This is a genomic window from Streptomyces sp. NPDC092045 (assembly GCF_044756005.1).
Lineage (GTDB): Bacteria > Actinomycetota > Actinomycetes > Streptomycetales > Streptomycetaceae > Streptomyces.
In genome coordinates this window covers 225,526-249,280 of sequence record NZ_JBIVSC010000005.1, presented here as the reverse complement: position 1 = coordinate 249,280, position 23,755 = coordinate 225,526, and the positions used below count along the sequence as shown (strand labels likewise).

At 70.4% G+C, this 23,755-nt stretch carries 21 protein-coding genes; 12 read left to right on the top strand and 9 right to left on the bottom strand.

The genetic code is table 11. The features are described from left to right. The first annotated feature begins 8 nt into the window (after nt 1–8). The 6 genes from murJ (at nt 9) to trxA (ending at nt 7,233) form a co-directional block, all read left to right on the top strand. Nucleotides 9–2,261, top strand: coding sequence for a murein biosynthesis integral membrane protein MurJ (gene murJ / locus ACIQKA_RS16960; RefSeq protein WP_383151703.1), 2,253 nt, complete (start codon nt 9–11; stop codon nt 2,259–2,261). Nucleotides 2,262–2,378: 117 nt separating this feature from the next. Next, a complete protein-coding gene (locus ACIQKA_RS16955) occupies nt 2,379–4,073 on the top strand; it encodes a protein kinase family protein (protein ID WP_402541388.1) in 1,695 nt (564 codons plus the stop codon). Further along, nucleotides 4,070–4,804 (top strand): RNA polymerase sigma factor SigM, encoded by a 735-nt coding sequence (gene sigM, locus ACIQKA_RS16950; RefSeq protein ID WP_383151713.1) that lies wholly within the window; start codon nt 4,070–4,072, stop codon nt 4,802–4,804. The genes ACIQKA_RS16955 and sigM overlap by 4 nt, the downstream gene beginning before the upstream one ends. After that, complete coding sequence (locus ACIQKA_RS16945) at nt 4,801–5,730, top strand: hypothetical protein (RefSeq protein WP_402541386.1); 930 nt, start codon at nt 4,801–4,803, stop codon at nt 5,728–5,730. The genes sigM and ACIQKA_RS16945 overlap by 4 nt, the downstream gene beginning before the upstream one ends. A gap of 139 nt (nt 5,731–5,869) precedes the next feature. Then, complete coding sequence (trxB, locus tag ACIQKA_RS16940; protein WP_383151700.1) at nt 5,870–6,853, top strand: thioredoxin-disulfide reductase; 984 nt, start codon at nt 5,870–5,872, stop codon at nt 6,851–6,853. Nucleotides 6,854–6,900: 47 nt separating this feature from the next. Next, a complete protein-coding gene (gene trxA / locus ACIQKA_RS16935; RefSeq protein WP_383151699.1) occupies nt 6,901–7,233 on the top strand; it encodes a thioredoxin in 333 nt (110 codons plus the stop codon). Between the two features lie 126 nt (nt 7,234–7,359). Here trxA and ACIQKA_RS16930 read toward each other — a convergent pair whose 3' ends face one another. The 9 genes from ACIQKA_RS16930 to rpmH all read right to left on the bottom strand — a co-directional run bounded on the left by ACIQKA_RS16930 (nt 7,360) and on the right by rpmH (nt 14,053). After that, nucleotides 7,360–7,977: a GNAT family N-acetyltransferase gene (locus tag ACIQKA_RS16930; protein WP_383151698.1), complete on the bottom strand. Its 618-nt coding sequence runs from the start codon at nt 7,975–7,977 to the stop codon at nt 7,360–7,362. 166 nt (nt 7,978–8,143) lie between these two features. Then, a complete protein-coding gene (locus ACIQKA_RS16925; protein ID WP_383429829.1) occupies nt 8,144–9,124 on the bottom strand; it encodes a ParB/RepB/Spo0J family partition protein in 981 nt (326 codons plus the stop codon). Next, on the bottom strand, nt 9,121–10,215 hold the full coding sequence (locus ACIQKA_RS16920) for a ParA family protein (protein WP_383429827.1): 1,095 nt from the start codon (nt 10,213–10,215) through the stop codon (nt 9,121–9,123). The genes ACIQKA_RS16925 and ACIQKA_RS16920 overlap by 4 nt, the downstream gene beginning before the upstream one ends. Nucleotides 10,216–10,486: 271 nt before the next feature. Then, nucleotides 10,487–11,203, bottom strand: coding sequence for a 16S rRNA (guanine(527)-N(7))-methyltransferase RsmG (rsmG, locus tag ACIQKA_RS16915; protein WP_033208766.1), 717 nt, complete (start codon nt 11,201–11,203; stop codon nt 10,487–10,489). A gap of 118 nt (nt 11,204–11,321) precedes the next feature. Further along, entirely contained in the window at nt 11,322–11,834 is a 513-nt protein-coding gene (locus ACIQKA_RS16910) for a protein jag (protein WP_383151695.1), read from the bottom strand. A 30-nt stretch (nt 11,835–11,864) separates the two neighbouring features. After that, a complete protein-coding gene (gene yidC, locus ACIQKA_RS16905) occupies nt 11,865–13,196 on the bottom strand; it encodes a membrane protein insertase YidC (protein ID WP_402541385.1) in 1,332 nt (443 codons plus the stop codon). 3 nt (nt 13,197–13,199) lie between these two features. After that, nucleotides 13,200–13,526, bottom strand: a complete 327-nt coding sequence (gene yidD / locus ACIQKA_RS16900; protein WP_383429821.1) for a membrane protein insertion efficiency factor YidD — start codon at nt 13,524–13,526, stop codon at nt 13,200–13,202. Beyond that, nucleotides 13,523–13,894 carry a ribonuclease P protein component gene (rnpA, locus tag ACIQKA_RS16895; protein WP_376230925.1) on the bottom strand — a complete coding sequence of 124 codons (372 nt, stop codon included), beginning with the start codon at nt 13,892–13,894 and terminating at the stop codon, nt 13,523–13,525. Before rnpA ends, yidD begins: the two co-directional genes overlap by 4 nt. Nucleotides 13,895–13,915: 21 nt before the next feature. Then, a complete protein-coding gene (gene rpmH, locus ACIQKA_RS16890) occupies nt 13,916–14,053 on the bottom strand; it encodes a 50S ribosomal protein L34 (protein WP_015659252.1) in 138 nt (45 codons plus the stop codon). Between the two features lie 396 nt (nt 14,054–14,449). Between rpmH and dnaA the strand changes: the two genes are divergently transcribed. The 6 genes from dnaA (at nt 14,450) to gyrB (ending at nt 23,742) form a co-directional block, all read left to right on the top strand. Further along, nucleotides 14,450–16,231, top strand: a complete 1,782-nt coding sequence (dnaA, locus tag ACIQKA_RS16885) for a chromosomal replication initiator protein DnaA (protein WP_390109881.1) — start codon at nt 14,450–14,452, stop codon at nt 16,229–16,231. Nucleotides 16,232–17,128: 897 nt separating this feature from the next. Beyond that, a complete protein-coding gene (gene dnaN / locus ACIQKA_RS16880) occupies nt 17,129–18,259 on the top strand; it encodes a DNA polymerase III subunit beta (RefSeq protein ID WP_030205035.1) in 1,131 nt (376 codons plus the stop codon). Between the two features lie 178 nt (nt 18,260–18,437). Then, complete coding sequence (gene gnd / locus ACIQKA_RS16875) at nt 18,438–19,316, top strand: phosphogluconate dehydrogenase (NAD(+)-dependent, decarboxylating) (RefSeq protein WP_383151691.1); 879 nt, start codon at nt 18,438–18,440, stop codon at nt 19,314–19,316. A gap of 56 nt (nt 19,317–19,372) precedes the next feature. After that, the gene (gene recF, locus ACIQKA_RS16870; RefSeq protein ID WP_383151690.1) at nt 19,373–20,494 is read left to right on the top strand and encodes a DNA replication/repair protein RecF; all 1,122 of its coding nucleotides are present in this window, start codon (nt 19,373–19,375) and stop codon (nt 20,492–20,494) included. Between the two features lie 13 nt (nt 20,495–20,507). Continuing rightward, nucleotides 20,508–21,077 (top strand): DUF721 domain-containing protein, encoded by a 570-nt coding sequence (locus tag ACIQKA_RS16865; protein ID WP_383151689.1) that lies wholly within the window; start codon nt 20,508–20,510, stop codon nt 21,075–21,077. 634 nt (nt 21,078–21,711) lie between these two features. Continuing rightward, the gene (gene gyrB, locus ACIQKA_RS16860) at nt 21,712–23,742 is read left to right on the top strand and encodes a DNA topoisomerase (ATP-hydrolyzing) subunit B (RefSeq protein WP_366373217.1); all 2,031 of its coding nucleotides are present in this window, start codon (nt 21,712–21,714) and stop codon (nt 23,740–23,742) included. The last annotated feature ends 13 nt before the right edge of the window (nt 23,743–23,755 follow it).

Genomic DNA, 23,755 nt, shown 5'->3' with positions numbered 1-23,755 from the left:
GGGTAACCATGAACGCGCCGTACGACGGTGACCGCGGCCAGGGCGCGGGCGGCACCGCGCCGTCCGGTGGGACGCCCGCGGCACCCTCCGGTCCCGGCCACCCGCCGGCCCCTCAGCAGGGCGACCCGGCGCAACAGCAGCCCGGGCAGGGCCCGTACGCGCAGGACCCCTACGCCCAGGACCCGTACGCCCAGGGCGCCTATCCCCAGGACCCCTACGTCCAGGACGCCTACGCCCACGATCCGTACCGGGCGCGGGACCTCTCCGCGCAGGACCCGGTGAGCGAGGCGCTCTACGACCGCGCCGCGCACCCGCCGCCGCCCCCCGGCACCTACCAGGACCCCCAGGCGCTCTACCAGCAGCCGGCCGTGCCCCCGCACGCCCCCGACCCCCGCGTGTGGGCGCAGACCCCGGCGCCGGAGCCCGACGGCCCCTCGCGCCACCTGCCGTACGGCGACGACGCGCGCACGGTCCAGTTCACCGGAGTCGACGACCTGGTGACCCGGGCGAGCGAGGAGGCGCCCGAGCCGGACGCCTTCGCGCACCTCTACCGGGACCAGCAGGCGCCCGGCCAGGTGCCGCCGCCCACCCCTGAGCCCGATCCGCTGCCCGCGCCCGCCCCCAAGAAGACCGGCCGTGCCTCCGGACTGCTCAAGTCGAGCGCGGTGATGGCGGCCGGCACGCTGGTCTCCCGGCTCACCGGCTTCGTCCGCAGCCTGGTGATCACCGGTGCGCTCGGCGCGGCCCTGCTCGGCGACGCCTTCACCATCGCCTACACCCTGCCGACGATGATCTACATCCTCACCGTCGGCGGCGGTCTGAACTCGGTCTTCGTCCCGCAGCTCGTCCGCTCGATGAAGAACGACGAGGACGGCGGCGAGGCCTTCGCCAATCGCCTGCTCACCCTGGTGATGGTGGCGCTCGGCGTGATCGTCGCCCTGGCCGTCTTCGCCGCGCCGCTGCTGATCCGGCTCATGTCGAACACCATCGCCGACGACGCGGCGGCCAACAGCGTGGCCGTCACCTTCGCCCGCTACTGCCTGCCCACGATCTTCTTCATGGGCGTGCACGTGGTGATGGGGCAGATCCTCAACGCCCGCGGCAAGTTCGGCGCGATGATGTGGACCCCGGTCCTCAACAACATCGTCATGATCGTCACCTTCGGCCTGTTCATCTGGGTGTACGGCACCTCCGCCGAGTCCCGGATGGGCGTGCAGACCATTCCGGACGAGGGCATCCGCCTGCTCGGCATCGGCACCCTGCTCGGCCTCGTCGTCCAGGCCCTGGCGATGATCCCGTACCTGCGCGAGACGGGCTTCCGCTTCCGGCCCCGCTTCGACTGGAAGGGTCACGGGCTCGGGAAGACGGTCAAGCTCGCCAAGTGGACCGTGCTCTTCGTCCTGGCCAACCAGGCGGGCGTCCTGGTCGTCACCCAGCTCGCCACCGCCGCGGGCGAGGAGTCCGGGAAGAACGGCGCGGGTTTCCTCGCCTACTCCAACGCCCAGCTGATCTGGGGCATGCCGCAGGCCATCATCACCGTCTCCGTGATGGCCGCGCTGCTGCCGCGCATCTCCCGTGCCGCCCACGACGACGACCCGGGCGCCGTCCGCGACGACATCTCGCAGGGCCTCCGGAACTCGGCCGTCGCGATCGTCCCGGTCTCCTTCGCCTTCCTGGCGCTCGGCGTCCCGATGTGCACCCTGCTCTACGCCTCCAGCGGCATCGAGGCCGCCCAGGGCATGGGCTTCATCCTGATGGCCTTCGGCCTCGGCCTGATCCCCTACTCCGTCCAGTACGTCGTGCTCCGCGGCTTCTACGCCTACGAGGACACCCGGACGCCCTTCTACAACACGGTCATCGTCGCCGCCGTCAACGCGGCGGCCTCGGCGATCTGCTACGTCCTCCTGCCCGCCCAGTGGGCCGTCGTCGGCATGGCCGCCTCCTACGGCCTCGCCTACGCGGTCGGCGTCGGCGTCGCCTGGCGCCGGCTCCGCAACCGGCTGGGCGGCGACCTGGACGGCACCCACGTGCTGCGGACCTACGCCCGGCTCTGCATGGCCTCCGTGCCCGCCGCGATCGTCGCCGGTGCCGTCGGGTTCGGCCTCCTGAAGCTCCTGGGCGAGGGCGCGCTCGGCTCGCTCGTCGCCCTGGTCGTCGGCGGGGCCGTGCTCCTCGGAGTCTTCTTCGTCGCGGCCAAGCGCATGCGGATCACGGAACTGAACACCCTGGTCGGCATGGTCCGCGGCCGCCTGGGACGCTGAACCCGAGGTCCCGCACAACCATCGACGGGGACCGCGTGTCGTGCATAGCGTCCGACTGTGGGCACAATTGGCTTGGCTGTTGGATGTGGCGCAACGGAGGGGGAGGCAGGAACGACGGTGGCGGAACGTAGCACGGCCGCCGTCGACGTGGCCGACAACAGCGGTGACGACCCGCTGGCCGCCAAGGCGGACAAGGCCGCGACCGACGGGGTGGCGGAAGAACAGAAAACGGCGGGCAAGACCGCCGAGGCCACGGACAACGAGGCGGTCGAACGACAGAGCGGTGAACGGTCCTCCCTCCCGGCTCCGGAACTGCACAGCGGCCACAAACTGGCCAGGCGCTACCGGCTGGAGGAGTGCGTCACCCGTCTGGACGGCTTCAGCAGCTGGCGGGCCGTCGACGAGAAGCTCCGGCGCGCCGTCGGGGTCCATCTGCTGCCCGCCGACCACCCCCGGGCGCGTTCGGTCCTGGCCGCGGCCCGCTCCGCCGCCCTCCTGGGCGACCCCCGGTTCGTCCAGGTCCTCGACGCCGTCGAGGAGAACGACCTCGTGTACGTCGTGCACGAGTGGCTGCCCGACTCCGTCGAGCTGACCGCGCTGCTCGCCGCCGGCCCGCTGGAGGCCCACGACGCCTACCAGCTCGTCAGCCAGGTCTCCCAGGCCATGGCCGCCGCCCACCGCGAAGGCCTCTCCCACCTCCGGCTCACCCCGAGCGCGGTCCTGCGCAGCTCCACCGGCCAGTACCGGATCCGCGGACTCGCCGTGAACGCCGCCCTGCGCGGCATCACGGCCGAGCGTCCGCAGCGCACCGACACCGAGGCCATCGGCGCCCTGCTGTACGCCTCGCTCACCCAGCGCTGGCCGTACGACAGCGACGCCCACGGCCTCTCCGGGCTGCCCAAGGGCGTCGGGCTGCTTCCCCCCGACCAGGTCCGCGCCGGCGTCCACCGGGGCCTCTCCGAGATCGCCATGCGCGCCCTCGCCAACGACGGTGCCACCGCCTCGCGCCAGGAACCGCCCTGCACCACACCGGACGAGCTGGCCAGGGCCGTGTCCACGATGCCCCGCGTGAAGCCGCCGGAGCCCGAGTTCGCCGCTCCGCCCGAGTACCAGCGCACGACGTACCAGCAGGGCACGTACGGGCGTCCACAGCCGCACCCGGCGGCCACCCAGACGGTCGTCCTCCCGCCGCCCCCGCTCCAGAGCCGCACCGGCAGGGCGCTGAAGTGGACCGTCTCGGCCCTGCTGATCGCCGCCCTGGGCCTGGGCAGCTGGCAGATCGCCGACCGGCTCCTCGGCTCGAAGGAGAACGGCCCCGAGACGCCGGAAGCGACCCCGACGGTCGTGACCGACGAGAAGCCGGTGCAGCCCAAGCCGATCTCCATCGCATCCGCGTACGACTTCGACCCGCTGGGCGGCGGTTCGGAGAAGCCCCAGGCCATACCGAAGGCGTACGACGGCGACCCCAGCACCTACTGGTACACCGACAGCTACTACTCCGCCCGCTTCGGGAACCTGAAGAGCGGCGTGGGCATCGTCCTCGACCTGGGGAAGGCCCAGAGGGTCAGCTCGGTCGACCTGTCGTTCCTGGGGCAGACCTCGGCGGAGCTGCGGACCGCACCCGCGGACGCGGTGTCGGCGCCGACCATGCCCGATCGGTTCGCCACCCGGGCGTCCGCGTCCGGTACCGACATGACGCTGAAGACCACCGGGCCCGTCACCACCCGCTACGTTCTGATCTGGCTCACCGAACTGCCCGCCAACGACGGGGGCTTCCGCGGCAAGCTGACGGAAATCAAGATCCTGGGCTGACGACCGCACAGGGAGGGGGCTCACCGTTGGACGATCCGATAGACGAGGCCACCGACGACCGGGAGCTCCTGGCCCGTCACGTCGCCGGGGACCACGATGCCTTCGGTGAGCTGGTGCGGCGGCACCGCGATCGGCTGTGGGCGGTGGCCCTGCGGACCCTGGGGGACCGCGAGGAGGCCGCCGACGCCGTCCAGGACGCTCTCCTCTCGGCCTTCCGCGCCGCCCACACCTTCCGCGGCCAGTCGGCCGTCACGACCTGGCTCCACCGGATCACGGTGAACGCCTGCCTCGACCGGGCGCGCAAGGCCGCTTCCCGCAGAACCTCGCCCGTCGACGACGACGACCGCTTCGAGCAGCTCCTCGGTCCCCACGAGTCGGCCGAGGCACCCGTGGAGCGCCGGGACCTCCACCGCGAGGTCCTGGCCGCGCTCGCCTCGATCCCCGCCGATCAGCGGGCCGCCCTCGTCCTGGTCGACATGCAGGGTTACCCGGTCGCGGAAGCGGCCCGTATCCTCGGCGTTCCCGCCGGAACCGTGAAGAGCCGCTGCGCGCGGGGCCGGGCACGCCTCCTTCCCCTGGTCACTCATCTGCGTGCCGACACCGTGGGTAACGAGGTCGTCGAAGGGGGAAGGAACCGGACGCCGGGGACATCCGTCCCACCGGTGCCGGGGCCGACGGACACCGGACCGACTGATCCAGCTGCTGTGAAGGGCGGAGGTGGGCGCACGTGACTTCCACGGCCGACAGGGCTGACACCACACAGCACCCGGACGTCTCGGAGATCTCCGACCTGACCGAGGGGCTGCTCTCGCCGTCCCGTTCCGCGACCGTGCGCCGACACGTGGACGGCTGTCCCCTCTGCGCGGACGTGCGGTCCTCCCTGGAGGAGATCCGGAGCCTGCTCGGCACCCTGCCCGGGCCGCCCCGGATGCCCGCCGAGATCGCGGGCCGGATCGATGCCGCCCTCGCCGCCGAGGCCCTTCTCGACGCCACCGCCCCGGACAACGACGACGCCCCTGTTTCACGTGAAACATCGCGTCCCTCCGTGGAGCCGTCCCGCTCCTCCTCCCCTGCCCCGGGCCGTCCCGCCGGACGTCCCCGCGCGGCCACCGGTCCGGGACGCCCCCGCCGGCACCGCCGCCGGATCGCCCTGCTCTCCACGATCGGCGCCGCTTTCGGTGCCGTGGTGCTCGGAACGAGCCTGTATCTCAGCCAGGCGGGCGACACGGTCGGGGACGGCGTCGCGAACGGTGTGAGGAGGGCCGACGCCTCCGTCGAGGCCGCTGCCGCCCCCTTCTCCGGGTCACCGGTCGAGAAGCGGGTCCAGGACCTCCTGGTCCCGGACAGGACGCTGAGGACCCCCCAGGGCGTCGGACCCGAATCGATGTCCTCCGACACCGGCGCCACGTCCCCCCGGCGGAGCGGCGACGCTGCCGTCCCCGCCTGCGTCCTCGCCGGCACCGGCCGCACCGACACGGTGCTGGGCCACGAGCGGGGCGAGTACCGGGGGAAGTCCGCCTACCTGCTCGTCCTGCCGGACCCCACCGACACCACGCGGGTCCGGGCCTACGTGGTCGACGCCTCCTGCGCCGACCGGGCGGAGAGCGGGGCACCGGCCGCCGAGGTCCTCCTCAGCAAGAGCTATCCCCGCTCCTGAACCCCTCCCTCCCGCCCCTGTCACGTGCCGCGCGGCGGTCTCGGGAATGCACGCCCCTTAGGATCCGTTGGGTGGGGTGAGCGACCGAGACAACCGCCCCCGTAGGCAGTGGCAGTCTGCAGAGACGAGGAAGAAACCCGTGAGCGACGTCCGCAATGTGATCATCATCGGCTCGGGGCCCGCGGGATACACCGCTGCGCTCTACACGGCCCGAGCGTCGCTGAACCCTCTGGTCTTCGAGGGTGCGGTCACCGCCGGTGGCGCCCTGATGAACACCACCGAGGTCGAGAACTTCCCCGGCTTCCGTGACGGCATCATGGGCCCGGACCTGATGGACAACATGCGGGCCCAGGCCGAGCGCTTCGGCGCCGAGCTCGTCCCCGACGACGTCGTCGCCGTGGACCTGACCGGTGAGATCAAGACCGTCACCGACACCGCCGGCACCGTGCACCGCGCCAAGGCCGTCATCGTCACCACGGGCTCCCAGCACCGCAAGCTCGGCCTCCCCAACGAGGACGTCCTCTCCGGCCGCGGCGTCTCCTGGTGCGCCACCTGCGACGGCTTCTTCTTCAGGGACCAGGACATCGCCGTCGTCGGCGGCGGCGACACCGCGATCGAGGAGGCCACCTTCCTCTCGCGCTTCGCCAAGACCGTCACCATCGTCCACCGCCGCGACACCCTGCGCGCCTCGAAGGCCATGCAGGACCGCGCCTTCGCCGACCCGAAGATCTCCTTCGCCTGGGACAGCGAGGTCACCACGATCCACGGTGACCAGAAGCTCAGCGGCGTGACCCTGCGCGACACGAAGACCGGTGTGACCCGCGAGCTCCCGGTCACCGGCCTCTTCATCGCCGTGGGCCACGACCCGCGGACCGAGCTCTTCAAGGGCCAGCTGGACCTGGACGACGAGGGCTACCTCAAGGTCGCCGCTCCGTCGACGCGCACGAACCTCCCGGGTGTCTTCGCTGCCGGTGACGTCGTCGACCATACCTACCGCCAGGCCATCACGGCCGCCGGTACCGGCTGCTCCGCCGCGCTCGACGCCGAGCGCTTCCTGGCCGCCCTCGCCGACACCGAGAAGGTGGCCGAGCCCGAGAAGCTGGCCGAGACCCCCGTGGTCTGACCCCAAGCGTTTCCCCACCCACACCCCGCGAGTTCAAGGAGGCCGCTGTGGCCCTGAAGTCTGTGACCGACGCCACCTTCGAAGAGGAAGTCCTCAAGAGCGACAAGCCCGTTCTGGTGGACTTCTGGGCCGAGTGGTGCGGTCCGTGCCGTCAGATCGCCCCGTCGCTCGAGGCGATCGCCGCCGAGCACGGCGAGATCGAGGTCGTGAAGCTCAACATCGACCAGAACCCCGCCACGGCCGCCAAGTACGGCGTCATGTCCATCCCGACGCTGAACGTCTACCAGGGCGGCGAGGTCGTGAAGACCATCGTCGGTGCCAAGCCGAAGGCCGCCATCCTGCGCGATCTGGGCGACTTCGTCGAGGCTCCCAAGGCCTGACGCCTCTTCGCTGTTTCACGTGAAACATTCAGGTGGAACGACAGCGGCCCGCTCCCTCGCCGGGGCGGGCCGTTCCCGTATCCGGAGCCGGGATTCCCGCCTCCGGCGTCTCCCGGGGCCTCCGGCCTAGAGAGGCCGCAGGGCGGGTTCCTTCTGCACGACTCCGAGCAGGCGGTCCAGGGCCATCTCGACGTCCTCCTTCCAGGAGAGCGTCGTCCTGAGGTCCAGCCTCATCCGGGGGAAGGCGTGGTGCGGCCGGACGGTCTTGAAGCCCACCGCGAGCAGATGTTCGGCCGGCAGCACACAGGCCGGCTCCTTCCACCGGGCGTCTCCGAATGCCTCGATCGCCTTGAAGCCCCGCCTCAGCACGTCCTTGGCCACGGTCTGCACCATCACGCGCCCCAGCCCCTGGCCCTGGTACCCCGGCATGATCCACGCCGTCATCAGCTGGACGGCGTCCGCCGCCACCGGGCTCGTCGGGAAGGCCGTCGACCGCGGCACATAGGCCGGAGGAGCGTAGAGGACGTATCCGACCGGCACCTCGTCGACGTAGACCACCCGCCCGCAGGAGCCCCACTCCAGGAGGACGGCCGAGATCCAGGACTCCTTCTCCGGCTCCGCGCGCCCCGCCTTCACGGCGGCCTCACCGCTGACCGGGTCGAGCTCCCAGAAGACGCAGGAGCGACACCGAGTGGGGAGGTCCGGAAGGTTGTCCAGCGTGAGCGGTACGAACCGACGCCCCACGGCTGATCCTCACTTCCCTCGCCTTCGCGTACGCATGTGCCTCTCGGAATCGTATCGATCGGACGATCAGGAGGACACCGCCCACAGGCAAAGGGCGGCCCACGGCCCGGTGGAACCGGATCGTGGGCCGCCCTCGCGTGACCTCGGTGAAGCGGGCGGACAGGGGTCAGCCCCTGGCGCCCTGTTCGACGCCCTTCTGGTCGAGGACCCGGCCCTCGCCGGGGGCCAGGGTCGAGAGGATCCGCTCCAGGTCGTCCATGGAGGCGAACTCGACGACGATCTTGCCCTTCTTCTGTCCCAGGTCGACCTTCACCCGGGTCTCGAAGCGGTCCGAGAGCCGGGTGGCCAGGTCCGTGAGGGCGGGCGAGACGCGGGCACCGGCGCGCGGCTTCTTCGGCTTGACCGCGCCGGCGGACTCCTCGGAACCCAGGAGGCTCACGATCTCCTCGACGGAACGCACCGAGAGGCCCTCGGCGACGATCCGGGCCGCCAGCTTGTCCTGGCTCTCCACGTCCTCCACGCCGAGCAGGGCCCGCGCGTGGCCGGCAGAGAGCACCCCGGCGGCGACCCGGCGCTGCACCGGGGGAGAGAGGCGCAGCAGCCGCAGCGTGTTGGAGATCTGCGGGCGGGAGCGTCCGATCCGGTCCGCGAGCTGGTCATGGGTGCAGCCGAAGTCCTTGAGCAGTTGCTCGTAGGCGTGTGCCTCTTCGATCGCGTTCAGCTGCGCCCGGTGGAGGTTCTCCAGGAGCGCGTCCAGGAGCATCTTCTCGTCGTCGGTCTCCCGGACGATCGCCGGGATCCGTTCCAGGCCCGCCGTCGTGGAGGCCCGCAGACGCCGCTCGCCCATGACGAGCTCATAGCGGTCGCCGTCGACCTTGCGGACGACCACGGGCTGGAGCAGACCGACCTCCTTGATGGAGGTGACCAGCTCCGCGAGGGCGTCCTCGTCGAAGATCTGTCGCGGCTGGTGCCGGTTGGGCACGATGGCGTCGATCGGGATCTCGGTGAAGTACGCCCCGGCAGGAGCCTTCGGCTCGGCCGTCTTCACGGCCTCGGCCCATGCCACCGCCGACTCGGGAGACGGAGCGCTCTGCGGGATCAGCGAACCGAGCCCACGCGGCCCCAATCCCCTACGTCGCTCACTCACTGAATTCCCTCCGACATGCTGCGCTGATGGTTCTGGTGCCCGACACGTGCGTGCCGGGCGTCATAGTTCACGGTGACGCCCCGAAGGGCGATCTCACGAGCCGCTTCGATGTACGACAGAGCACCGCTGGAGCCCGGATCGTACGTGATCACCGTCTGGCCGTAGCTCGGTGCCTCCGAGATGCGGACGGACCGGGGGATGCTGGTCCGCAGCACCTCCTCGCCGAAGTGGGTGCGGACCTCTTCGGCGACCTGGGAGGCGAGCCTCGTCCGGCCGTCGTACATGGTGAGCAGGATGGTCGAGACGTGGAGCGAGGGATTCAGATGCCCACGGACCAGGTCGACGTTCTTCAGGAGCTGTCCGAGGCCCTCCAGGGCGTAGTACTCGCACTGGATCGGGATCAGCACCTCGGCCCCCGCCACCAGGGCGTTGACCGAGAGGAGGCCGAGCGAGGGAGGGCAGTCGATCAGGATGTAGTCCAGCGGCTGCTCATAGGCCTGGATCGCCCGCTGGAGACGGCTCTCACGCGCCACCAGCGACACCAGCTCGATCTCCGCACCGGCGAGGTCGATGGTGGCGGGGGCGCAGAAGAGGCCTTCCACGTCCATGACGGGCTGCACCACTTCGGAGAGCGGCCGGCTGTCCACCAGGACGTCGTAGATCGAGGGGACGCTGGCGTGGTGGTCGATACCGAGCGCCGTGGAGGCGTTGCCCTGCGGGTCCAGGTCGACGACCAGGACACGGGCACCATGCAGGGCCAGGGAGGCGGCGAGATTGACCGTCGTGGTCGTCTTGCCCACGCCCCCCTTCTGGTTGGCGACCACCATGACGCGAGTCTGGGCCGGGCGGGGAAGTCCCTCACCGGCACGCCCCAGGGCCTCTACTGCCAGCTGGGCAGCGCGACCGATGGGGGTGTCGTCCATGGGGGGCGGCGTTTCCATGGGAGGTGATGTTTCACGTGAAACATCACCTCCCACCGATTCGGTTCGGGGACCGGGGACCGGATCGGTCATCGGTCCCGCGATGTTGGCGTCGGACCGCAAGGATTCACTCTCCTCGACTTCGGGCTCGCGATGAGGAGAGCCTGCCATGCTTTCGGGGTCGCGAACCAGCGAGGTCGGGGGTTCTGTGGAGGAATCCACCTCTGTGGACATCCCCGTAACCCTCGCGGGTGGATTCACGCGGGGCCTACGGTCCCTGGGCGTGGCGGCCGCCCGACCACGGCCGATGATCCCCTGCAGCAGTGAGCGATGTTTCACGTGAAACACCATGCCCGTGCCACCCCGCCGGGACGGGCCGACACTCCGAAATCGGACGTATGCGACGCCCGGCGGCGTCAGCCGGCCCTGCCGTCGGGCCCCGTCAGCGGCGTCGGCGGGTCTTGCTCGTACGGGCGGCCTTGGCCCGCTTGGCCGCGAACCGCACACCGCCGGGGCTCTCGCCGACCTCCACCCGGACGACCGTGGACAACGGATCGACGATCCCCTCGCCCACGTGCAGCACCGAGGTCTCCACCACACCGAGCCGGGAGAGGGCGGCACGAGCGCCGTCGATCTCCTCCTGCGCGGTGTCGCCCTTGAGCGCCAGCATCTCTCCGTACGGACGCAGCAGGGGAACGCCCCAGCCGGCCAGCCGGTCCAGCGGAGCCACCGCGCGCGCGGTCACCACGTGCACGGGCGTGATCTTGCCGAGCATCTCCTCCGCACGTCCCCGGACCACGGTGACGTGGTCGAGGCCGAGCAGCTCGACGACCTCCTGGAGGAAGTTCGTCCGACGCAGCAGCGGTTCCAGGAGCGTGATCTTCAGGTCCGGCCGGACCAGGGCGAGGGGAATGCCGGGCAGACCGGCGCCCGAGCCGACGTCGCAGACCGTGACGCCCTCGGGGACGACCTCCGAGAGGACGGCGCAGTTCAGCAGGTGGCGCTCCCAGAGCCTCGGGACCTCGCGCGGGCCGATCAGACCACGCTTCACCCCCGCGTCCGCGAGGAGCTCGGCGTAGCGCACTGCCTCCGGGAAGTACTCACCGAAGACTGTCCGTGCCTGCTCCGGCGCCTCGGGGAGCTCCGCTGCCTCCGTCACGGGAACCGTCCTTCCGTACCGCACGCATGACGTGCGAGCGCACTGTGGTGGCTGAACTATCAGGCTGACAAAGATCGGCCCCGCCTGTGCACAGACGGGGCCGAGACTACGTGAGGGGTCAGGCCGGGAGGACGACGACGAAGCGCTGCGGCTCCTCGCCCTCGGACTCGCTGCGCAGACCGGCGGCGGCGATCGCGTCGTGCACGACCTTGCGCTCGAACGGCGTCATCGGGTCCAGCTTGACCGGCTGGCCGCCGGCCTTCACCTCGGCCGCGGCCTTGGCGCCCAGTTCGGCGAGCTCGGTGCGCTTCTTGGCCCGGAAGCCGGCGATGTCGAGCATCAGACGGCTGCGGTCCCCGGTCTCCCGGTGCACGGCCAGACGGGTCAGCTCCTGGAGCGCCTCCAGGACCTCGCCGTCGCGGCCCACCAGCTTCTGGAGGTCACGGCTGCTGGAGTCGCTGATGATCGAGACCGCTGCCCGGTCCGCCTCGACGTCCATGTCGATGTCGCCGTCGAGATCGGCGATGTCGAGCAGGCCTTCGAGGTAGTCGGCCGCGATCTCACCCTCCTGCTCCAGGCGGGTCAGGGTGTCGCCACCCTCGGCGGCGGCGGAGGTGGTGCCTTCCGTCACGGACGGGCTCCTTCTTGCGTCGGGGGAGGCTTACTTCTTGGAGGAGGGGTGCTTGGGCCGCTGCTGGCCCTTGCGCTGACCGGTCTTGCCCTGCTGACGGGAGCCGCCGGAGTTGGCGCGGCTCGGACGCGTGGGCTTGTCGCCCTGGACCTCGTCCTTCGCGGCGGTGACGTCGGAGGCGCCGGTCCCGGCCGACCCCCGGGGCTTCTTCTCCAGCGAGGGGGACGCCTTCTCGGTGACGGGCTCGGAGACCTCGTCGGTGTCCTTGGCCGCGGTCGGCTGGACCGCGGCGGCCTGGCGCTGGGCCTTGGTCTGGCGCTTGGGCTGCTGGCGCTTGGCGGCGGCACCGCCCTCGGCCTCGGCCGCGATGGTGTCGCTCTTGATCACGGTGCCGTCGGCCTGGGCGGCGTAGCCGGCCTTGGCGAGGCCTCCGAAGAAGCGGCGCTCGTTCTCGTTGCGGTCGCTGCCCTTGGCGACGACGACCTTGACGACGCTCTTCCGGCGACGGCCGCGGACCTCACCGTGGTGGGTGATGCTCTTGAGCAGACGCTGGAGGTAGGCGTCCTGGGCCTTGCTGCCCGGCGTCGGGTTCTGGTTGATCACGTACATCTGCTGGCCCATGGTCCACACGTTGGTGGTCAGCCAGTAGACGAGGACACCGACGGGGAAGTTGATGCCCATGACGGCGAAGATCACCGGGAAGATGTACATGAGCATCTTCTGCTGCTGCATGTACGGGGTCTTCACCGAGAGGTCGACGTTCTTCATCATCAGCTGGCGCTGGGTGAAGAACTGCGAGGCCGACATCATGATGATCATGATCGCGGTGACGATCCGGACGTCGGTCAGCGAGGCGTTGAGGGCCTCGACCTTCTCCGGGCTGTCCATGAACTTCGCCGCGATGGGGGCGCCGAAGATGTGGGCCTGCCGGGCGCTGTCGACCAGCGCCTGGTTCATGACGCCGATCTCCTTGCCCGACGCGATGTTGGACAGCACGTGGTACAGGGCGAAGAAGAACGGCGACTGGGCCAGGATGGGAAGGCACGAGGAGAGCGGGTTGGTGCCCGTCTCCTTGTACAGCTTCATCATCTCTTCGGACTGACGCTGCTTGTCGCTCTTGTAGCGCTCCTGGATCGCCTTCATCTTCGGCTGGAGCGCCTGCATGTTCCGCGTCGACTTGATCTGCTTCACGAAGAGCGGGATCAGGCAGATGCGGATCAGGACCACGAGGGACACGATGGACAGGCCCCAGGCCCACCCGGTGTCGGGGCCGAAGATCGCTCCGTACACCTTGTGGAACTGGACGATGACCCAGGAAACGGGCCAGGTGATGAAGCTGAACAGACTGGCAATCGTGTCCACTAATCAGGCTCCTTGAGCATTGGGCGAGGTCTCTGCGGCCGGGCTCGTCTCGGCGGTGGACCCGCCCTTGTCGCCGCGCAACGCGTTCCTCAGCATTTCGTGCCAGCGGGGGCGCTTCCGCGGGGGAACGTGGTCCACACCGCCGGGCGACCACGGATTGCACCGCAGGATGCGCCAGGCGGTCAGGGCCGTGCCCTTGAGCGCGCCATGCCGGTCGATGGCCGTGAATCCGTAGTGGGAACACGACGGGTAGTACCGGCAGACGGGGCCCAGCAAGGGGCTGATCGTCCACTGGTACAGCTTGATGAGAGCCAGCAGCGGGTACTTCATCGCGTGCCCCCTCCCAGGAGCCGCCGGAGAGCGGCGTCCAGGTCTCGGGCCAGCTGTGCGTGATCGGCGTCGCCGGCTCCGGGCAACGCCCGTACCACCACCAGGCTACCGGGGGGCAGGGCGGAGAGGCGGTCGCGGACGAGGTGACGCAGACGACGCTTCACCTGGTTGCGTACGACCGCACCGCCCACGGCCTTGCTCACGACGAAACCCGCACGCGTCGGGGAAGCGCTCTCCCCAGGCGCGTGCGGGTCCGTTGCACCGCTGTGCAGGTGGACGACGAGGAGCGGGCGACCGGCCCGGCGCCCTCGGCGTACCGCGGTTGCGAAGTCCTCGCGCCGCCTCAGCCGATTCTCGGTAGGCAGCACGTCATGACCTGTTTAAGTGGATCAGGCGGACAGGCTCGCGCGACCCTTGGCACGGCGGTTCGCCAGGATGGCGCGGCCGGCGCGGGTGCGCATGCGCAGGCGGAAGCCGTGGGTCTTCGCGCGACGACGGTTGTTCGGCTGGAAGGTGCGCTTGCTCACTCGGGGGCTCCAGAAATGATTCGGGTGGTGGCGGGACATCGCCTGGCTGTCACCGTGCGCCCACGAGTAGCTCGCAATACGCCCGAGTGCACCGCTTCGTGATCACGGAGAGTGATCTTTGCCCATCGGAGGCAGGCGGCAGCAGCCATCGACAACTCGACCTGGTTACGGTACGCGCGGCTACGCCATCCGGTCAAACCGACCTGTCGCCACCCCCCATTGTGCACAGGCTGTGGACAACAACTTGAACCGCGTCAGTCCGCCCGACTACCGTGGGCGGACTCCACAATCTTTTCCGTTCTGTCCTCACCTGTCCTCAACGGACCGGTCTTCCGGACTTCGATCCACCGTCCCCGAGAACCACACCTTCGTGGGACCTGCGAGAAAGCGTGCCCTGTGGCTGACGTACCTGCCGATCTTGCCGCAGTGTGGCCGCGGGTCCTCGAACAGCTCCTCGCCGAGGGCCAGCAGGGGATCGAGCCCAAGGACAAGCAGTGGATCGAGCGCTGCCAGCCGCTCGCCCTGGTCGCCGACACGGCCCTCCTGGCCGTGCCCAACGAGTGGGGCAAGCGGGTCCTGGAGGGCCGGCTCGCCCCGCTGATCAGCGAGACCCTCAGCCGCGAGTGCGGCCGGCCGATCCGGATCGCGATCACGGTCGACGACTCCGTCGGCGAGCAGGCGCCGCCCGTGCCCACCGTGCCGCAGCCGCAGCAGCCCCGCTACGACGAGCGCGACCGGTCCGACGCGTACGACAAGTACGACGGCTACGGGCACCGGCCGATGTCCGACGACGGGCTGCCGACCGCCCGTCCGGCCTACCCGGACTACCAGCAGCCGCAGCGGCCGGACCCCGGCGCCTGGCCGCGGACCCAGGAGGACCTCTCCTGGCAGCAGCCGCGCCTCGGCGGCTACCAGGAGCGCGCGCCGTACACCGGGCCCGAGCAGTCCCGGCAGACGCGCTACGACGAGCCCTCCCACGGCTACGAGCAGCAGCGGCCCGAGCGCGCCGAGCTGCCCGACCCGCCGGGCCACGCCGCGCGTCCCGGTCCCCGGCCGGGCGGCGGACCCGTCCCCGGCCCCGGGGGCGTCCACGGCGCCTCGTCCTCCGGCTCCTCCGGCCAGGGCTCCGGCGCCCCGGGCGAGCAGCACGCGCGCCTGAACCCCCGGTACCTCTTCGACACCTTCGTGATCGGTTCCTCGAACCGGTTCGCGCACGCGGCCGCGGTCGCGGTGGCCGAGGCGCCCGCGAAGGCGTACAACCCCCTCTTCATCTACGGGGAGTCGGGGCTCGGCAAGACCCACCTGCTGCACGCGATCGGACACTACGCGCGGAGCCTCTACCCGGGCACGCGCGTGCGGTACGTGAGCTCCGAGGAGTTCACCAACGAGTTCATCAACTCGATCCGTGACGGCAAGGGCGACACCTTCCGCAAGCGCTACCGCGACGTGGACATCCTGCTCGTCGACGACATCCAGTTCCTGGCGAGCAAGGAGTCGACGCAGGAGGAGTTCTTCCACACCTTCAACACCCTGCACAACGCGAACAAGCAGATCGTGCTCTCCTCGGACCGGCCGCCCCGGCAGCTGGTGACCCTGGAGGACCGGCTCCGCAACCGCTTCGAGTGGGGCCTCACCACCGACGTGCAGCCGCCGGAGCTGGAGACGCGCATCGCGATCCTCCGCAAGAAGGCGGTGCAGGAGCAGCTCAACGCCCCGCCGGAGGTACTGGAGTTCATCGCCTCCCGGATCTCGCGGAACATCCGCGAGCTGGAGGGCGCGCTGATCCGGGTGACGGCCTTCGCGAGCCTCAACCGGCAGCCGGTGGACCTCGGGCTCACCGAGGTCGTCCTCAAGGACCTGATCCCCGGCGGCGAGGACAGCGCGCCGGAGATCACCGCTCCCGCGATCATGGCGGCCACCGCGGACTACTTCGGCCTGACGGTGGAGGACCTCTGCGGATCCTCGCGCAGCCGCGTCCTGGTGACGGCCCGCCAGATCGCCATGTACCTGTGCCGCGAGCTCACGGACCTGTCGCTGCCGAAGATCGGCGCGCAGTTCGGCGGCCGGGACCACACGACGGTGATGCACGCGGACCGGAAGATCCGTGCCCTGATGGCGGAGCGGCGCTCCATCTACAACCAGGTCACCGAGCTGACCAACCGCATCAAGAACGGCTGACACCCTCGACGGCGGCCGACACCGCCTCCGGCTTCCGAAGGGCGCCCCGGGACTCCTCCCGGGGCGCCCTTCGGCGTTTCCGGGGGCCTCCCGGGGGGTGTCGACGGCCGACCACAGGCTGGGGACGGGCCGGCGAGAGGCCGACGGCGGGTCGGCGGCGGGTCGGCGGCAAGGGGGAGCTGTTCGATTGCGACGTTCCGCTGGCGGGTTCTCCACAGATTGCGGGATGATCACCCGTCCACAGGGTGGGGACTGCGAAGTTATCCGGATTTTGTCCACAGGGCTGCCTGGTGACAGGACATCACACCAGATCAGACCCTTGGGGAATTGTTGGCAAACGTTATCCACAGACTGTGGACAGAGCTTTCGTCCACAGGAGGCCTCGACGGTTGTCCACCGGCCGCCCACAGAGGACGGTCGGTTGCCCACAGCTTCTCCACAGCGCTGTCCACTGTTCGGCAACGAAACGCCCGTCCTCACCTCGTCGAGTGAAAGCCGTCACACCAAGGGAGACGATTGGGCTGTGGGGAACCTGGGTAAAGCTGGGGACAGCGCTGGGGAGAACTCCCTGTGTCCTGTGTATGGGGTGTGCAGAACTTTCGCGTGTCCACAGAGACCCCTGGTTTTCCACCGGTTCCGCCCACAGGCGCAGTGGATAAAAAACTGGGTCTGACCTGCGTGGACGGGGTTATCCACGGTTTCCACAGGCCCTACTACTACTCCCACCTAGAGTTAGCTCGGAATCCGCTTTGAAGCGGGGCCTGTGCACAACTCGGCGCCGGAGCTCCGACCGCCCCTCGTCCCGACTTGACCCCGAGCAGCACCGACTGTCGGCGGCGTACGTCAGACTGGTTCCCGCAGTCGACGAAGAGCCAGCAACAGCAGGAGGCGGTTCCGGTGAAGATCCGGGTGGAGCGCGATGTACTCGCGGAGGCGGTGGCCTGGGTGGCCCGCAGCCTCCCGGCCCGTCCGCCGGCGCCCGTACTCGCGGGCCTTCTGCTGAAGGCCGAGGACGGCGCCCTGAGCTTCTCCAGCTTCGACTACGAGGTCTCCGCGCGGGTCTCGGTCGAGGCGGAGGTCGAGGAGGACGGCACCGTCCTCGTCTCCGGCCGCCTGCTCGCCGACATCTGCCGCGCCCTCCCCAACCGCCCCGTGGAGATCTCCACGGACGGTGTACGGGCGACCGTGGTCTGCGGCTCCTCCCGCTTCACCCTCCACACCCTGCCCGTGGAGGAGTACCCGGCGCTGCCGGAGATGCCCACCGCGACGGGCACCGTTCCCGGCGAGGTCTTCGCCTCCGCCGCCGCGCAGGTGGCCATCGCCGCCGGCCGCGACGACACGCTCCCCGTCCTCACCGGCGTGCGCATCGAGATCGAGGGCGACACGGTCACCCTGGCCTCCACCGACCGCTACCGCTTCGCGGTCCGCGAGTTCCTGTGGAAGCCGGAGTCCCCGGACGCCTCCGCGGTCGCCCTGGTGCCCGCGAAGACCCTCCTGGACACCGCCAAGGCGCTCACCAGCGGCGACACGGTCACCCTGGCGCTCTCCGGCTCCGGCAAGGGCGAGGGCCTCATCGGCTTCGAGGGCGCGGGCCGCCGCACCACCACCCGCCTCCTCGAGGGCGACCTGCCGAAGTACCGGACGCTCTTCCCCACCGAGTTCAACTCGGTCGCGGTGATCGAGACCGCCCCCTTCGTCGAGGCCGTCAAGCGCGTGGCCCTGGTGGCCGAGCGCAACACCCCGGTCCGGCTGAGCTTCGAGCAGGGCGTGCTGATCCTGGAGGCGGGCTCCAGCGACGACGCACAGGCTGTGGAGAGGGTCGACGCCCAGCTGGAGGGCGACGACATCTCGATCGCCTTCAACCCGACCTTCCTGCTCGACGGCCTGAGCGCGATCGACTCCCCGGTCGCCCAGCTCTCCTTCACGACCTCCACCAAGCCGGCGCTGCTCAGCGGCAAGCCCGCCGTGGACGCCGAGGCGGACGAGGCCTACAAGTACCTGATCATGCCGGTGCGCCTCAGCGGCTGATGCCCGGCGGCCGTCCCCCGGGAGACCGCGGTACGCCGGGGACCTCGGCGGCTGATCCGCCTGCTCCGCGGCCTCGGTGGGGCTTCGCCTGAGCGGCCGACCCCACAGGTGTGCACCCGCGTCCGGGCGTAGGCTCGGACGCGGGTACGAACCGCACACGACGCTTAAGGAATCTCTGATGGAGCTCGGTCTCGTCGGTCTCGGCAAGATGGGCGGCAACATGCGCGAGCGCATCCGCCGCGCAGGCCACACCGTCATCGGATACGACCGCAACCCGGACCTCGCCGACGTCCACAGCCTCGAAGAGCTTGTGGGCAAGCTCAAGGGTCCGCGCGTCGTATGGGTCATGGTCCCGGCGGGCGCCGCGACCCAGTCCACCATCGACGAGCTGGCCGACCTGCTCTCCCCCGGCGACGTCGTCGTGGACGGCGGGAACTCGCGCTGGACGGACGACGAGAAGCACGCCGAGGAGCTGGCCGCCAAGGGCATCGGCTTCGTCGACTGCGGCGTCTCCGGCGGCGTCTGGGGCCTGGAGAACGGCTACGCGCTGATGTACGGCGGCGACGCCGAGAACGTGGCGAAGGTCCAGCCGGTCTTCGACGCGCTCAAGCCCGAGGGCGACTTCGGCTCGGTCCACGCGGGCAAGGTCGGCGCCGGCCACTTCGCCAAGATGGTCCACAACGGCATCGAGTACGCGATGATGCAGGCCTACGCCGAGGGCTGGGAGCTCCTGGAGAAGGTCGACTCCGTCACCGACGTGCGCGAGGTCTTCCGCTCCTGGCAGGAGGGCACGGTCATCCGCTCCTGGCTGCTCGACCTGGCCGTCAACGCCCTGGACGAGGACGAGCACCTGGACGCGCTGCGCGGCTACGCGGAGGACTCCGGCGAGGGCCGGTGGACCGTCGAGGCCGCCATCGACAACTCCGTGCCGCTGCCCGCGATCACCGCGTCCCTGTTCGCGCGGTTCGCCTCGCGCCAGGACGACTCCCCGCAGATGAAGATGATCGCCGCGCTGCGCAACCAGTTCGGCGGCCACGCGGTCGAGAAGAAGAAGTAGTCCACAGGCTGTGCACCCGGCGGTGCGCAGCAGCCGGGGAAGGTCGGCGCCCAACCATGCACGTCACGCATCTGTCGCTGGCCGACTTCCGCTCCTACGCCCGGGTCGAGGTCCCGCTCGACCCGGGCGTCACCGCTTTCGTAGGCGCGAACGGCCAGGGCAAGACCAATCTGGTCGAGGCCGTCGGCTACCTCGCGACCCTCGGCAGCCACCGCGTCGCCTCCGACGCCCCGCTGGTCCGGATGGGGGCGGAGCGCGCGGTGATCCGGGCCGCCGTCACCCAGGGCGAGCGGTCCCAGCTGATCGAGCTGGAGCTCAACCCGGGCCGGGCCAATCGCGCCCGCATCAACAGGTCCTCGCAGGTCAGACCGCGTGACGTGCTCGGAATCGTGCGGACCGTGCTGTTCGCGCCCGAGGACCTCGCCCTGGTGAAGGGCGACCCCGGCGAGCGCCGGCGCTTCCTCGACGAGCTGATCACGGCGCGTTCGCCGCGCATGGCGGGCGTGCGCTCCGACTACGAGCGCGTGCTCAAGCAGCGCAACACGCTCCTGAAGTCGGCCGCGATGGCACGGCGGCACGGCGGCCGGGGCATGGACCTGTCGACCCTGGACGTCTGGGACCAGCACCTGGCGCGGGCGGGCGCCGAGCTGCTCGCCCAGCGGCTCGACCTCATCGGCGTGCTGCAACCGCTCGCGGACAAGGCGTACGAGCAGCTCGCGCCCGGCGGAGGGCCGGTCCTCCTGGAGTACCGGCCCTCCGCCCCGGGCCCCGGGAGCACCCGCGAGGAGTTGTACGAGCAGGTCCTCGCCGCCCTCGCCGAGGTGCGCAAGCAGGAGATCGAGCGGGGCGTCACGCTCGTCGGACCGCACCGCGACGAGCTGCTGCTCAAGCTCGGGGAGCTGCCCGCGAAGGGGTACGCGAGCCACGGCGAGTCCTGGTCGTACGCGCTCGCGCTGCGACTGGCCTCGTACGACCTGCTGCGGGCCGAGGGCAACGAGCCGGTCCTCGTCCTCGACGACGTCTTCGCCGAGCTGGACGCGCGCCGGCGCGAGCGGCTCGCGGAGCTGGTGGCGCACGGCGAGCAGGTCCTGGTGACGGCCGCCGTGGACGACGACGTGCCGGGCGTCCTGGCCGGGGCCCGGTACGCGGTGGCCGGGGGAACGGCGGAACGCGTATGACCGTGGAGCGCGCATGAGCGAGGAAAACCTTCCCCAGCCTGTGGACAGTGCCGCGGCCCCCGGGACCGCGGTGCCCGAGCCCTCCGGCGTCGACCTCGCCCGGGTCGCGCTGCGGGCCGCCAAGGAACAGGCGAGGGCGCGGGGCGCGGCCGCGCAGCAGAAGAAGCAGGCCCGGCGCGGCGGCGGACTGCGCTCCGGCGCGCGCGCCGACGGGCGCGACCCGATGGCGCTCGGCGCCGCGATCAACCGGCTGATCACCGAGCGGGGCTGGGAGACGCCGGCGGCGGTCGGCGGGGTCATGGGCCGCTGGCCGCAGATCGTCGGCGACGACCTGGCGAAGCACTGCGTGCCGGTGCGGTTCGACGACGAGCCGGACGCGCGGGTGCTGACCGTGCAGTGCGACTCGACCGCCTGGGCCACGCAGCTGCGGCTCCTCGCGCCGACGCTCGTCGCGCGGCTCAACGAGGACCTGGGGCACGGGACGGTGCGGCTGATCAAGGTCCTGGGACCGGGGGCGCCGCGGCGCGGGTACGGGCCGCTGCGGGCGCCGGGGTCGACGGGGCCCGGCGACACGTACGGCTAGCACGTACGGCTGGGGGTGTGGCGAAAGTGGCGCCGTCTGCCCGAAGGGCAGGCGGGACTTTCGCCACACGTCCTGGGGGGCGCCGTGCCGATCGGGCCGGATCGGACACCGGACACCGGACACCGCGAGCCCCGCACGATCGGCGGGACACCCCCCAGGACGTGCCCGGCGGATCGTGGCCGGGGACGCGACCCTGATCCGCCGGAGACGCCCCGGGCCCCGGCGGCCGGTCCCCCTGGGGCCGGCGCCCCTTTGTGTGCGGTGCCTGCCCCCGGGGGGCTTCGTTCCCGTGGTGCGGGTACGAGCGGGTACGGGGGGAGGGGCGCCGTGCGGGCGTGCGCGGTGCCCCGGCGGAACGCGTGCCCGCGACGGGGTGGAGTGCTCCTTGACAACGTTGGTCACCCCGCGCCCACGCCGCGCTACGGCCCGAAGCGCTGGGTGGCCGTCAGGGGGCCCTGGAGCCCCTGTCCGGATATGGGGAGTCGTCTCGCTCCCGCTCAGGGCGGCACATGCGGACTCAGGTACCGGCAAACCCCCATGAGTGTCAGAGCTACCGGTAGACTGGAGACAATCCCGCCACCCTGCGGAACATGTCGAACGACGCAGCCGCTCCCGTATGCCCGGAGAACGGCCTGTGCTGTGCCAGAAAGGGCGCTTCGTGGCCGATTCCGGCAACCCCAACGAGAACAACCAGTACACCGCCAGCAACATCCAGGTCCTCGAAGGCCTGGATGCCGTGCGCAAGCGCCCTGGCATGTACATCGGCTCGACCGGTGAGCGCGGTCTGCACCACATGGTGCAGGAGGTCGTCGACAACTCGGTCGACGAAGCCCTGGCCGGCCACGCCGACACCATCGACGTGACGATCCTGCCCGACGGCGGCGTCCGCGTCGTCGACAACGGCCGAGGCATCCCCGTGGGCATCGTCGCCTCCGAGGGCAAGCCGGCCGTCGAGGTCGTCCTGACCGTGCTGCACGCGGGCGGCAAGTTCGGCGGCGGCGGCTACGCCGTCTCCGGCGGTCTGCACGGCGTCGGCGTCTCCGTCGTGAACGCCCTGTCCACCAAGGTCTCCGTCGAGATCAGGACGGACGGCCACCGCTGGACGCAGGACTACAAGATGGGCGTCCCGACGGCCCCGCTCGCCCAGCACGAGGCGACCGACGAGACCGGCACGTCGGTGACCTTCTGGTCCGACCCGGACATCTTCGAGACCACCGAGTACTCCTTCGAGACGCTCTCGCGCCGCTTCCAGGAGATGGCCTTCCTCAACAAGGGCCTCACCATCACGCTCACCGACGAGCGCGAGTCCGCGAAGGCCACGGTCGGCGCCGACGACCCGGACGCCGAGGCCGCCGCCGAGCCGGCCGCCCGCACGGTGACGTACCACTACGAGGGCGGCATCGTCGACTTCGTGAAGTACCTCAACTCGCGCAAGGGCGAGCTGATCAACCCCACCGTCATCGACATCGAGGCCGAGGACAAGGAGCGCATGCTCTCGGTCGAGATCGCCATGCAGTGGAACTCCTCGTACAGCGAGGGCGTGTACTCCTTCGCGAACACGATCCACACCCACGAGGGCGGTACGCACGAGGAGGGCTTCCGCGCCGCGCTGACCACGCTGGTCAACAAGTACGCGCGCGACAAGAAGCTGCTCCGCGAGAAGGACGACAACCTCACGGGCGACGACATCCGCGAGGGCCTGACCGCGATCATCTCGGTCAAGCTCGGCGAGCCGCAGTTCGAGGGCCAGACGAAGACCAAGCTCGGCAACACCGAGGCGAAGACCTTCGTGCAGAAGGTCGTCCACGAGCACCTGACGGACTGGTTCGACCGCAACCCGAACGAGGCCGCGGACATCATCCGCAAGGGCATCCAGGCCGCCACCGCGCGCGTGGCCGCCCGCAAGGCGCGCGACCTGACCCGCCGCAAGGGCCTCCTGGAGTCGGCTTCCCTGCCGGGCAAGCTCTCCGACTGCCAGTCGAACGACCCGTCCAAGTGCGAGATCTTCATCGTCGAGGGCGACTCCGCCGGCGGCTCGGCCAAGTCCGGCCGCAACCCGATGTACCAGGCCATCCTGCCGATCCGCGGCAAGATCCTGAACGTCGAGAAGGCCCGCATCGACAAGATCCTGCAGAACACCGAGGTCCAGGCGCTGATCTCCGCCTTCGGCACCGGCGTGCACGAGGACTTCGACATCGAGAAGCTCCGCTATCACAAGATCATCCTGATGGCGGACGCCGACGTCGACGGCCAGCACATCAACACCCTGCTGCTGACCTTCCTCTTCCGCTTCATGCGCCCGCTGGTCGAGGCCGGCCACGTCTACCTCTCCCGCCCGCCGCTCTACAAGATCAAGTGGGGCCGGGACGACTTCGAGTACGCCTACTCGGACCGGGAGCGGGACGCGCTGGTCGAGCTCGGCAAGCAGAACGGCAAGCGGATCCGCGAGGACTCGATCCAGCGCTTCAAGGGTCTCGGCGAGATGAACGCCGAGGAGCTGCGCGTCACCACCATGGACGTCGACCACCGCGTGCTCGGCCAGGTGACCCTGGACGACGCGGCCCAGGCCGACGACCTGTTCTCGGTGCTGATGGGCGAGGACGTCGAGGCACGCCGCTCGTTCATCCAGCGGAACGCCAAGGACGTCCGCTTCCTCGACATCTGAGTCGGTCCCCGCT

What these genes read in the sequence shown, in the direction of transcription:
- yidD (WP_383429821.1), bottom strand. Translation starts at nt 13,526, where the DNA reads ATGAAGTACCCGCTGCTGGCTCTCATCAAGCTGTACCAGTGGACGATC.
- recF (WP_383151690.1), top strand. Translation starts at nt 19,373, where the DNA reads ATGCACGTCACGCATCTGTCGCTGGCCGACTTCCGCTCCTACGCCCGG.
- ACIQKA_RS16865 (WP_383151689.1), top strand. Translation starts at nt 20,508, where the DNA reads ATGAGCGAGGAAAACCTTCCCCAGCCTGTGGACAGTGCCGCGGCCCCC.
- murJ (WP_383151703.1), top strand. Translation starts at nt 9, where the DNA reads ATGAACGCGCCGTACGACGGTGACCGCGGCCAGGGCGCGGGCGGCACC.
- ACIQKA_RS16920 (WP_383429827.1), bottom strand. Translation starts at nt 10,215, where the DNA reads ATGGCAGGCTCTCCTCATCGCGAGCCCGAAGTCGAGGAGAGTGAATCC.
- gnd (WP_383151691.1), top strand. Translation starts at nt 18,438, where the DNA reads ATGGAGCTCGGTCTCGTCGGTCTCGGCAAGATGGGCGGCAACATGCGC.